General features: G+C 46.7%; 6 protein-coding genes. All 6 read right to left on the bottom strand.

What is annotated here, in order from left to right; all coding sequences use genetic code 11:
- Positions 1-61: 61 nt before the first annotated feature.
- Entirely contained in the window at positions 62-1,522 is a 1,461-nt protein-coding gene (locus tag ABIO93_RS07015; RefSeq protein ID WP_348065863.1) for a DUF1501 domain-containing protein, read from the bottom strand.
- 138 nt (positions 1,523-1,660) lie between these two features.
- Positions 1,661-3,982, bottom strand: a complete 2,322-nt coding sequence (locus ABIO93_RS07010) for a PSD1 and planctomycete cytochrome C domain-containing protein (protein ID WP_348065861.1) — start codon at positions 3,980-3,982, stop codon at positions 1,661-1,663.
- A 279-nt stretch (positions 3,983-4,261) separates the two neighbouring features.
- Positions 4,262-5,668, bottom strand: coding sequence for a sugar porter family MFS transporter (locus ABIO93_RS07005; protein ID WP_348065859.1), 1,407 nt, complete (start codon positions 5,666-5,668; stop codon positions 4,262-4,264).
- A 25-nt stretch (positions 5,669-5,693) separates the two neighbouring features.
- Positions 5,694-6,986, bottom strand: a complete 1,293-nt coding sequence (locus ABIO93_RS07000; protein ID WP_348065857.1) for an ROK family protein — start codon at positions 6,984-6,986, stop codon at positions 5,694-5,696.
- Positions 6,987-7,277: 291 nt separating this feature from the next.
- Positions 7,278-8,594 carry a vanadium-dependent haloperoxidase gene (locus ABIO93_RS06995; protein WP_348065855.1) on the bottom strand — a complete coding sequence of 439 codons (1,317 nt, stop codon included), beginning with the start codon at positions 8,592-8,594 and terminating at the stop codon, positions 7,278-7,280.
- A gap of 34 nt (positions 8,595-8,628) precedes the next feature.
- On the bottom strand, positions 8,629-12,207 hold the full coding sequence (locus ABIO93_RS06990; RefSeq protein ID WP_348065853.1) for a VCBS repeat-containing protein: 3,579 nt from the start codon (positions 12,205-12,207) through the stop codon (positions 8,629-8,631).
- Between the last annotated feature and the right edge of the window lie 227 nt (positions 12,208-12,434).

Below are 12,434 nucleotides of genomic sequence, written 5' to 3'. Positions count from 1 at the left end.
AAATGCACACGAATAATTCGTGTCAATTCGTGTATTTGTGGCATTTGTTTTATTTGTCACGTTAAGCAATTATCCCTTTCACCAACTTACCTGCTACGTCCGTGAGGCGGTAACGGCGTCCCTGATGTTTGAAAACGAGTTTTTCATGGTCCAGACCAAGCTGATTGAGTATCGTAGCATGGAAATCATGAACATGGACAGGATCTTTTACGATGTTGTATCCAAATTCATCGGTTTCGCCGTACACAATGCCGGGCTTCACGCCGCCACCTGCCATCCAGACAGTAAACGCCCTCGGGTGATGGTCGCGACCATAATTATCTTTGGTCAGCGTTCCCTGGCAATAGTTGGTCCGCCCGAATTCCCCACCCCATATCACCAGTGTTTCATCCAGCAGGCCGCGTTGTTTCAGATCCGTGATCAATGCAGCCGATGCCTGGTCCACATCCATACATTGTCCTTTGATCTCAGTTGGTAGCCCGCCGTGGCTGTCCCAGCCCTGGTGGTACAGCTGTACAAACCGTACGCCCTGCTCGGAAAGTTTTCGCGCCAAAAGGCAGTTGGCAGCATAAGTACCTGGTACCAAGCATTCCGGGCCGTACATTTTCACAATCGATTCGGGCTCCTTGGTCATGTCAGTTATTTCCGGGACAGCAGTCTGCATACGAAATGCCATTTCGTACTGCTGTACTTTGGCTGTGATTTCGGGGTCACCAAACTCATTATACGTTCCCTGATTCAGCTCAGCGACCTTATCGAGCATGGTACGGCGCTGCGTGCGGTCCATTCCGTCAGGATCATTGAGATACAAAACCGGGTTTTCGCCGCTGCTGAACTGTACGCCCTGGTGAACGGAATCTAAAAATCCATTTGTCCATAATTTTGAATATACACCCTGACCATTCCCTTTTCCGCGCGACAACAACACGCAGAAACCGGGAAGGTTCTGGTTTTCACTTCCTAAACCATAGCTCAGCCAGGACCCAAAACTAGGTCGGTTGCCCACCTGCGCACCCGTTTGAAAGAATGTAAGGGCAGGGTCGTGGTTGATCGCTTCTGTGTTCAGGGTTTTGATAATGCAAAGATCATCCGCAATACTCGCCATATGCGGCAGCAGCTCACTCATCCACGCGCCACTCTTACCGTGCTGCTTGAAGTTAAATACCGAACCCGCCAAAGGGAATTTGGCCTGATTGGCCGTCATTCCCGTTAACCGCTGGGTACCCCGGATCGATTCCGGCAGGTCTTGACCATGCATTTTGTTCAGCATGGGTTTGTAGTCAAACAAATCCAGCTGCGACGGCGCCCCGTTCTGGAAAAGGTAAATAACACGTTTGGCCTTTGGTGCAAAATGCGGCAAACCGGCCATCAGCGCTTCCACATCGCCGTCTCCGCCACCACCTTTAAAAAGATCCGGTATAAGTAGCGATCCCAGGGCCGCGCTTCCAAGTCCAAGGCTTAGTTTGGACAGGAAGTGCCTGCGTGTGGTATTCATTCCAAAATCAAATATTGGCTTTTCCATGTTTTTATTGGCTATCAGCTGTCGGCCATTGGCCTTCAACTTTTAAAATAATTAATGTCTATTCTTTACCTAAATACTCCCAATCGCTTTCTCTCAAAGTATCAGCATGTAACTGATAGCCGAAAGCCGACCGCCGTACTAACTTTTTGTAATCGTCTCTTCCATATTATACAGCGCATTGATCACCCGCATCAGCGCAGCTGCCTGTACCTCGTTCGTTTTCGTTTCGTGCGGATATTCACCCACATTCAACACTTTGAATGCGTGTTTCTTATCCTTCAAAAACATCGAAACTTCGCTATTATAATAATCCGTCAGCAGTTTCATTTCCTTATCGGTCGGCTGCCGGCAGACAATCCGCTGAAACGATGCTCTGATATTGGCTTCCACGTCGGTGGATTTTACTACTGTTCGTTCGGCGAGTACACGGGACGCTTCCAGCACCGTCGGGTCATTCAGCATCACCAATGCCTGCAAAGGCGTGTTGGTTTTGGAGCGTTTGATCTCGCAATGGTCACGGTTACTGGCATCGAAAATGATCATCGAAGGCGGTGGTACCGTCAGTTTAATGAACGTGTACATGCCCCGGCGGTACAATGCTTCGCCCCTGTCCTGCTGGTAGGTGCGCAAGGTGCCACGACCCGAAGTTGCCGCTTCCCAAAGCCCTTTTGGCTGGTAAGGCTTTACGCTGGGTCCACCTATTTTCGGATTTAGCAGCCCGCTTGTAGATAACACCATATCCCGGACCAGCTCCGCTGGCAAGCGGTAACGCGGGCCGTGGGAAAGGTAAATATTGTCAGGATCGGCTTTGAGCTTTTCGTCCGTTACCTTGGCCGACTGCCGGTAGGTAGCCGATGTCACGATTTGTTTTACTAATCTTTTAATGTCCCAACCGTGGTTCATAAAATCCACCGCAAGCCAGTCGAGTAATGCCGGGTTCGTAGGTAGCTCGCCCTGCATTCCGAAATCACCTGTACTTTTTACAATGCCCCGACCGAAGAATTCCTGCCAGATCTGGTTCACAAAAACCCGCGCCGTCAATGGATTACTTTTGCTTGTCGTCCATTTGGCAAGGCCGAGCCTGTTTTGCGGAAGTTTGAGGGTATCAAATTTCATGACCGCAGGTAGCGCCGATGCGGTTACCACCCTGCCAGGCGCGTCATACACGCCCCTATTGAGAATATGCGTAGGCCTGAGTGTGTCCAGATCGCCCATCACAGACACCATCAGCCGACTGGTATCCGGCCTGTTGATGAATGATAACAATGTTTTTGCCTCTTCATCAGAAATCGTCATGACCGGGTTTTTAGCAAGCTTTGTCCGGGAAATGTCGCCTTCAAAACCCTGCTCTTTCGAGTTGTTAAAAAACGCGAACATGCGGTAATAATCTTCCTGCGAAATGGGGTCATACTTGTGATCGTGGCATTGGGCGCATTCTACGGTCAGCCCCAAAACCCCGGTACTGAAAGTTTTGGTTTTATCAATGTTATATTCAATCCGGTATTCCTCAGGGATTACCCCACCTTCTTCGGTGTATTTGTGGTTCCGGAAAAATGCAGTGGCCAGAATCTGCTCTTTGTTTGCATTTGGCAGCATATCCCCCGCTATTTGCCATGACAAAAACTGATCATACGACATATTTTTGTTGAAAGCATTGATCAGCCAGTCCCGCCACGGCCACTGCGTACGGTACTCATCATCCTGGTAACCATATGAATCGGCATACCGGGCTACGTCGAGCCAATAAACCGCCATTTTCTCGCCATAAGTCTTTTGAGCAAGCAATTCATCTACAATCTTTTCGTACGCTTTATCGCTTCCGTCGGCTTCAAATTTCTTTTGCATTTCCAGCGTCGGTGGCAAGCCCGTCAGATCCAGTGCCGCTCTTTTCAGCAAATGGCTCTTATCCGCTTCCTCGTTAGGTGTCAGTTCCGCACCTTCCATTTTCTGCAACACAAAATGGTCGATTTCGTTTTTGGACCAATCTTTATCAGACACCTCAGGCACGGCCGGCAATACCGGCGCAGTAAACGCCCAGTGCTTTTCGTACTTAGCACCCTGCTCGATCCACTTTTTCACTAACCCGATTTCATTTTCATTCAAAAGTCCCAAATGCGACTCAGGAGTCGGCATCTGGTATTCCGGGTCTACGGAAGTAATCCTTTTATAAAGTTCCGACTGCTCCGGTTTGCCCGGAAAAATGGCGAAGCCTTTTCCATCTTTTAACTTGGCATAAGCACTTTCCGCAACGTCGAGCCTCAGCCCTGCTTCCCGCTTCTTCGCGTCCGGCCCATGACATGCATAGCATTTGTCGGACAGGATCGGACGAATGTCAAAATTATAACTCACAGGATCATTGCCCGATTTGGTCTGCAATGTCCCGTTCTTTTGAAAACAAGACACTACCAGAAAGGCTACCGCGCCAGATAATATGGCTAAAAATAAAAGCTGCTTTTTCATTTATCAATCACTAAAACTGAGCAAAAACTCACAATACACGCTAACATACTACCAGTAACTCCGGCAGTTCACCCCGGACAACCACGCTATCACACAACCCGACATATTAAATTCATAATCAACTTATTGTTAAATAAAACAAAATACAGCCAAAGACAATACTTAAAATACAAGCTTATGCACCTTTGAAAGACAAGGAAATTATACAAATTTATTGCAAATTAGTCCATTGAGTTAGTTACAGATTACCAATTTATGATACTATGTTAGCTCCTACTTTCAAACCTTTATTTCGTTACTGATACTACCCGAATTCAAAAGCTGCTCGATCTCTTCCAGTCTCTTTCCTTTCGTTTCAAACAAGTTTATTTTGGCATAAACATACGAGCAGACGCAGAAAAAGGAGAACACGAAAAAAGTATTGGCGATACCCAGCCCATCCCGCATGATTGGAAATAAAAGGTTAACGATCCAGTCAGATACCCACATCGTCATGATGCAGATAGATAATGCCGTCCCCCTGATATGCATCGGAAAAACTTCAGTCGCGATGACGAATTTCAATGGCCCCAGGGAAAATGCAAAAAACAGGAGAAACAGCATGATACACAGCAGCATACCCCACCCGTTGACATTGTACATAAAACAAATGCCAGTCAAGGCCAGCGCGACTGCCGCCCAGAACGACCCAATTAAATAAAGCGACCTGCGGCCCCAGGTATCAACCTTCCAGATAGCAATGAGTGTAAAAAGCATACTCGCCGTTCCCAGCATTACCTGGTACAGCAATGCGTCACTGGTAACGATCCCAGCCGATTTCAAAATCGTGGGACCATAAAAAATCACTCCGTTGATACCGCTGAATTGCGATAATGCAGTCAAAACCATCGTCATCACCAGCAATCCGCGCAACGGGAACCTCATCAGTTCCTTGATACCGCCTGACTTTTGAGCAGCGACCTCCTTGATCGCTCCTAGCTCGAAATGCCCCTCTTCCTCACCACTTATTTTGACCAAAACATCCAATGCTTCTGCATCGCGTCCATTCTTCACCAACCAGCGCGGACTTTCCGGCACGATCATTAGCAAAAAGCAAAACAGAGATGCGGGGATTACGCTCACAAAGAACATACCCCGCCAAACCTGTTCTACAAACAACCAATGAATCAATCCACTACCTGTTCCGGCTTGCGCGACCGCATATCGTTGCAAAAACAAATTGCTGGTGTAAGCAGCGAGTACACCAATGGTGATGGCAAGCTGGTAAAAAGTCACTAACCCTCCCCTTTTTGAGGCAGGTGCAATTTCAGAAATATAGAGCGGGGACACATTAGAAGCTACCCCCACGCCGACACCGGCAAGTATTCGAAAAACAATAAGGACCGTATATGAGCTGGACAACGAGAATCCAACAGCACTGATCAGGAACAAAATAGCCGCTACAAACAGGACTTTTTTCCTTCCTATTTTGTCGCTCAGGTAACCTGAGAAAGCAACCCCCGCGATACAACCCAATAACGCAAATGACACAAACAAACCTTCCTCAGGAGCTGACAAGCCGTATTGCGCCCTCACCGGTTCGATGATACCGCTCACTACCGCCATATCAAATCCAAATAGGAAGCCTCCCAGTGCCGCAATGAGCGTGATCAGAGAGATAAAATGTTTCACCTGCTTTGTTTCCAAGATATCATTAGTTTAAACTTCGGTATCAGCCCAGCCCCTCGTGCAACATTTGCTTTTGGACCAGGTTCAGGTTAACCAATTCTCCTTTCCATTTACTTAAAGCCGCTCCCGTGCCATATACAATGCACAAATCGACCGCCTCGTCAGGGTGCAACATGCTGATCTTCTGTTCGTCAAAAAACTGCGACAGATTACCTGATCCGTCTATCAGCATTTCGCTGTGATCAATGCCAGATTTCAGACAAGCATTGATATCATACCAAAAAACGCGCTTGCCTTTTTTATTCAACGCATGATGTAGTTGCCTCCGGACATTCTCCCAGGATTCTATTCCAACGCCGTCAATCAGGCCGATTTTTTTATCGCATAACTGCTCCGCAACTGAACTAATGTTGAATTCCAGAGCATTGCTCACGTCGGTGAAGTCGTCATTGACACTACTATTTTCCAGTTTCGCCAGATGAGCCGCGCCTGTTAAAATGCATTCCTCAGTGTCTTCGCAAAAAATGATATTTAGATTGCTACCCAATGGGGCTAACTGTTCTCTTAATGAGGCTATAAACAATGTATTGGCCCTGGAAATATTCCCTCCAATTACCAGTTCGTCACATTCAAACTTTTCAAGCCAGGACAACAGGAACAAGCCCAGATTAGCACCGAATTCATTAAAAATACGCTTTGATATCTCATTATCCAGCTCGGCCAGCTCCCGCACACCTGCAATCTCGCAACCCGTGGCCTGCCTGTATGCGCTATGAAACCACCGCGTTGAAAAATAGTCGTCGGCGCTGGAAGTCAAAAACGGTTCGTTATAAAATGCCCCTATCGCTGGCAGCGCGGGGTGATGCATAAGCAGTCGCCCATTTTCCATAAATGCCGATCCGAAACCGGTACCTAAGGTGAGAAAAACAGTCCGTTTGCTACTCAGACCGGCACGGGCATAAGCTCCGGCAGCAAAACAATGTGCATCATTTGAAAACCGAAACAATGTATCGCGTAGGCCAGTGGCATCTTTCAAAGCCTGTTTCAGGTGAATGCCAAAAGTGAATTCAAACTTCCCGCCCACATTGCGAATGGTACTCACACCTTTTTGGTAATCGAAGGGACCAGGAAATGCGATACCGACTTCGGCGACCAAAGTCCCATCATTCAATATTTCGATGATACAATTACTGATGGCTTCAATAATATTAAAAGCAGTGTCGAAACTATTGATATCCTTTCTCACCAAACGCAGGGGCTGCTTGCCAGTAGCCGACGTTTCAATGACACTTGCTGTCACGTGACTTCCGCCGATATCCAACCCGAGACTCATCATGAAAGCGTTATCAAATTGCCAATTTTCGTACTTTGTATTATATGTTCAAATATACTAACATATCATTAACTTACAAGAAATTGTGTTAATTATGATATTAAAAAAATGTGACAAAAACGATACAATTCACTTATAATCAACTATATAACTTATCAAACAAAGCAGAAAATCATTTTTAGCTAATCCAAAACTCAATGGGCCAATGGCAAGTAAATCACTTAATTGGTTCTTACATGTATGTAATGTACATACATGTAAGCAAGTAGATTTACCAATTAGTATGGTACGGCCTCATTGAAGTTTATCAATAATATGATTCCCGACTTTCTTCCCTTGCTTGGCACCTTCTTCCACACCTTGCCGATAATGAATCCCTCCGTACAAGCGACTGATAGATGCTTCCGCCGCAGCTTCTTGAAATGAGTTGAAATGCCGCTGCATACCTATGTACCTGAGATCGCTCGTGTCCTGGAATGAGAAACTGCCCCCGTACAAGTGCGCAAGCACCGTGGATGCGGACGCGGTAATGCCGCTATGCCCGCTAGGGTACTCCGGGAATGGTGGTGTTTGCAAAAAGGGTACAAAATCCCGGCTGATCATTTCGTTGATGACTGTCACCGGCCTGACCACGCTGCTCCGGTATTTCTCATCCCAGCATGCAATGAATGCATCAAACAACGCAATGGCCGTAAAAGCATATCCCTGAGCCGTTTTAACCTGATCTGCCTTGGTTTGCTTTGCCGCAATGGCCGCAATACCCATCCAGTGACCGCCCGGGGTGATCTTCTTTTTACCCACGGTCAGGTGCCCCGAATGCTCGGTTACAAAAGGATTATCATCCCAGTAGCGCGCAATCTCAATCTGCTTTTCGGTTAAATTCTTCCCTAACGTAAAAACCTCCTTCGCTTCCTTGTAAAACGCGCTGTTGGTATCCTTGCTGAATGTCGGCGGCCGGGGTGGCATAAATTGCGACGCTGAGTCGAGCGCCATAGGCAGCATCTCGTTCCAGCACCATTCCACGCCATCCAGATAATCGGGCGGAGTAGGTCTCCATTTGCCGGGATCAGCGCTGCCGAGGTATTTGGGCTTGCCGCGTGATTTGATATAGCCATCTATCTTCGCCCGGGCAAGGATGGTTTTACCGATCGTATCCCCAAAAGCAACAGACCGCTGATAAGTTGAATCGTCGAGGTTTTCCTTGAAATTATGGTAGACAGACTCTTCATAGGCGCTCAGGGAGTCGACCGAAAACACCTTCACCATCCTCACGACAGTAAAAAACGCTTTGGTAGCGGCTAATGTATAATTGTAGGTTTTGCCGTTTACAGGCTGCGGCATCTTACCAAATCCATTAAGTTTATCCGTAATCGATGGACTTCCTTTTTTCGCAAAACGCACAGCTTCATAGGATGCAAGGGAGGAATAGACGTAAATGCGGGCTGCCACCGGCGGCGAAAATACGTCGTAAATGATAACCTGCGTAAGCATGTCCTGGTTTTGGTGCAATATCTCCGGATCATCCGGATTGAATGTGTTTTTTCGCGTACAGCCTATGATCAAACTCAACAAAATGATCGAAACACAGCACGATTTTCCTGATATCTTCATATTCTCTTTTCTAGTGGGTTCACGGGCAACCGCATCAAAAATCGATTCTTCTTATTTCGCCGGTACTTTCGGTAATAGATACTGACTTTACAGTTTTTCCGATACTGAGAAATCTGGCTGATTGTGAAAGGAATGAGGAGCCGTAATTTACCTCCATTTTCTGTTCTCTACCATCGATGAATGTGATATTAGCACGCAGATCGCCCGGTTTCAGAGGCACATTATTGGTGCGCTGTTTCAACTCAAACATCTTCAAAGGCCCCCTGTTTTGACCCGCTGCCGCCAGGTATCGCCCACCTTTTCCTCTCAGTTTCACGAGTGCTTTTCCATTACCCGGGATGAAAATGCCACTTTCAAGAATCGATTTGGCTACAAAATTCCCTTTGCCGTCGCCTTTCAGTATCAGGCCATTCAATGCATCGTATCGTCCTATGCTGACGTCGGTTCCGTAATCATTCGTATTTGCAATCAGGTCGAGGTTACCATCGCCATCAAAGTCATCGGTGATCATGCCATTCAATGCGGACAATTGCGCTGTAAACGGCAAAGGCGTTAATGTAAATTTGCCGCCACCATCATTCCGGCAGTAACTTGAACTGAGGTTACTGGCCTTCAATACCAACGCGCCTTCCAGCTGCTCGCTCGTGAAAAGCTTGTCCATGGTAGCATTGGCGTACGTTTTATAGTTTTGAAATTTCGCCCGCATCCCGATCATCTGCTTAACTGCGTCGTCCCGCATATGTGCCGGATATTCTTTCCAGGCAGGATCCTCCTGACTAGTCCGAATGTACAGGGAAGGAAAGGCGTCGTAACTGCCGTTATTATCAAAATCTTTGGCATAAATGGAGACCGGATGTTGTTCCGTCGCCTGAAAGAACGAATTCCGGCCAAGATTCCCGACGATATAATCCGTATCGCCATCGTTATCAAAATCACCGGTTGTCAGACTGTTCCACCATCCTTTCTGATTCGAAACACCGGTTGAAGCAGTCACATTTTTGAATGTGCCTTTATCATTTTTGAAAAAAGTAACAGGCATCCATTCACCAGTCAGCACCAGGTCCTGCCAGCCGTCATTATCAAAATCACTAAAAACAGCGTCACAGACCAATCCAATGCTGCCTAACTCACTTGCTACCTGCTTGGTAACATCCGTAAACCTGGCTTTGCCATTCTTCGAGTCATTCCTGTAAATGAAGCTGGAAACGGGTTTGGGATAATTCCATGGTTCTACCCTGCCGCCAACGAACAAATCCAAATCGCCATCCTTATCATAATCCGCAGCCCTGACACATGACTTGCTCGTGAAATTCTTCGGAAAAGCCAGACTATCCAATGCAAAATTCCCTTTACCGTCATTGACGTAAAACTGATCGCGGTAAGCTGACGTCTCGGATTTGGCATTGTACCCACCGCGCGCAATGTAAAGATCCTGATCACCGTCGCGATCTGCGTCGAACAACAGCATTCCCATATCCTGATAATACACATTAGGGTCCGCACCTGGCGGTACAATCGATTTTTGTGTAAATGAGCCATTCAACTGTTGCATGAGCACGGCAGTACCGGACGCAGAACTACCTCCGACCACAATATCATCCAATCCATCCGCATTCAGATCTCCGGCAGCCAGTGATGGGCCATATTCGGAAAGTTTGTGAGGAAGTAATTTTTGAATGGTAAAATCAATTTGGTCCATTTGTGTGTGTACGTATTGTACGCCGAGTGAAGATGTTATCTCCCGAAACAAGCTGTTTTGTACCATAGCGGGACGATTCCAGTCATACTTTTCGTGGGCACCTGTTTTACTAACCTTCACGGTCTGATCTGCTTTTACCTTGGTCATCAGCTGCTTGCCGCCGTCAGGCCATTTGACAACCAGCGAATCGATCACCGATACTGCTCCAAGGCCAAAATAGGGGTTCAGCTGAACGGATGACAGGTAACCACGGTAAGGTGTCTGCTCATACGCCTGATGCCCGCCCGGGTAATACAGCTCGACCCATGCACCCATTCCGTTCCGGTTCAGTGAATCACCCGCAAGTTGTACGGTCAGGTAATGCTTGTCAGCAGGCTTCTCGTCCATCATCGTATTTTCATAGAGCGAGGCCGCATCATTGATATTATTCACAACCATATCCAGATCGCCATCGTTATCCAGGTCCGCATAGGCGCCACCATTCGCAAAGCTGTTCGCAGTGAGGCCCCAGCTGTCGGAAACATCCGTGAATGCGCATTCTCCTGCATTTTTAAATGCATAATTATGCAGCTTCACCTCTGGTATTTGTCGTAAGGTTTCTGATTGCGGAGTTACTGGCGCTGCTTCCAGCCGGTAGGTCATAAAATCGTGATCGGTCACATCCTTCGGAAAACCATTGGTCACGACCAGGTCCCTTAACCCATCATTATCAAAATCCGCCACAAGCGGTGTCCAGCTCCAATCAGTTGCAGAAATGCCGGAAATGTAACCCGCTTCACTGAAAATCGGGTCGCCTATCGAGTCGTTTGCATTTACCCTCGGCCCCTGGTTCAGCTGGATCGTGTTTCTTACGTATTGGTATTGATATTTATAAAAATCATTGAGCTGAAAGCTTTGGTAACTACCAGGCCCCAGCATCATTTTCTTGCGGTAATTATCCTCCGGGTTCATGTCCAATTCCACAATATCCGACAGCCCGTCATTGTTAATATCGATCACATCCTGCCCCATTCCATTCGCGGAAGTATGCTTGAAGTACGACGCAGCCTTATCGGTGAACGTGCCGTCATGGTTATTGATATACAAAAGATCGTTTGAGATAAAATCATTGCTCACGAAAATATCCTTCCAGCCATCCTGGTTAATATCCGTCACATTCACGCTATGCCCGTAACCTTCTATGGTCAGTCCGGCTTCAATGGTCACATTTGCAAATACCGGATGATTTAAGGCTTTATCGAAGTCGTTTCGGTAAAGTCGCCCGGTACTTGGGAACGAGCCGTCGGTAATTTTGACTTTAAAAGTAGAGGGATCTACTCTTGGAAGCATTTGATTGACAACCAGATACACATCCAGATCACCATCATTATCATAGTCAAAAAAACTCGCCATGGTCGTATGTGAAGTATCGTCGAGCCCGTATGCAGCCGCTGATTCTTTAAAGGTAACAGACCCGTTTTCAGTCTTACCCTGATTAATGTACAGCAGGTTTTTCCTTTTCTCCGGGTCGCCATACACGGACGCGCACACGTACATATCCATCCACCCATCGTTATTGATATCGATCACGGCCACTCCCCTGCACCATTTTCCGTCACCACTCACTCCCGCACTCGCCGTAATGTCTTCAAACTGCATTTTGCCTTTGTTCAGGTACAGTTTATTAGACACCATATTGCCGGTGAAATAGATATCCTGCAATCCGTCATTATTGAAATCACCCACACCCACACCGCCTCCATTGTAAACATTGATCAGGCTGATCGGATTGATCGAATCGTTCTCTATAATCCTGTTGTTGAAATCAATGCCTGATTGATCCGAAGTTATCAGCTGGAAAAGTTTATTACTCTTTTTACAGGAACCACAAAGTAGCACGGTGCCAGCGAAGAGAAATACTAGAATGGGTTTCATATAAAAGTCAAATGGTTTCAATGGTATATGGAAGGGCAGATATTAAAAAAACCAATGGCGGCGCAATTGCCCGCCACTGGTTGAAAATACATTTACTAATTTAACGTGAATTCGGGTTAAGCGGCGGTTAGAAAAAGTTGGTTTGTTTTGACTTTTTGAATATTAAGTGACGGTTTTTTGGGAAAGAAGCAGTAAGCAACTAATGCGCCTAAAATGTTCATTATAAA

It is taken from the genome of Dyadobacter sp. (genome assembly GCF_039919315.1).
Taxonomy (GTDB): domain Bacteria; phylum Bacteroidota; class Bacteroidia; order Cytophagales; family Spirosomataceae; genus Dyadobacter.
This window is presented reverse-complemented; position numbering and strand designations above follow the sequence as displayed.

Bases quoted from the DNA above. Each gene is read 5' to 3' on its own strand.
- ABIO93_RS06990 (WP_348065853.1), bottom strand. From the start codon at position 12,207: ATGAAACCCATTCTAGTATTTCTCTTCGCTGGCACCGTGCTACTTTGT.
- ABIO93_RS07000 (WP_348065857.1), bottom strand. From the start codon at position 6,986: ATGATGAGTCTCGGGTTGGATATCGGCGGAAGTCACGTGACAGCAAGT.
- ABIO93_RS07015 (WP_348065863.1), bottom strand. From the start codon at position 1,522: ATGGAAAAGCCAATATTTGATTTTGGAATGAATACCACACGCAGGCAC.
- ABIO93_RS06995 (WP_348065855.1), bottom strand. From the start codon at position 8,594: ATGAAGATATCAGGAAAATCGTGCTGTGTTTCGATCATTTTGTTGAGT.
- ABIO93_RS07010 (WP_348065861.1), bottom strand. From the start codon at position 3,982: ATGAAAAAGCAGCTTTTATTTTTAGCCATATTATCTGGCGCGGTAGCC.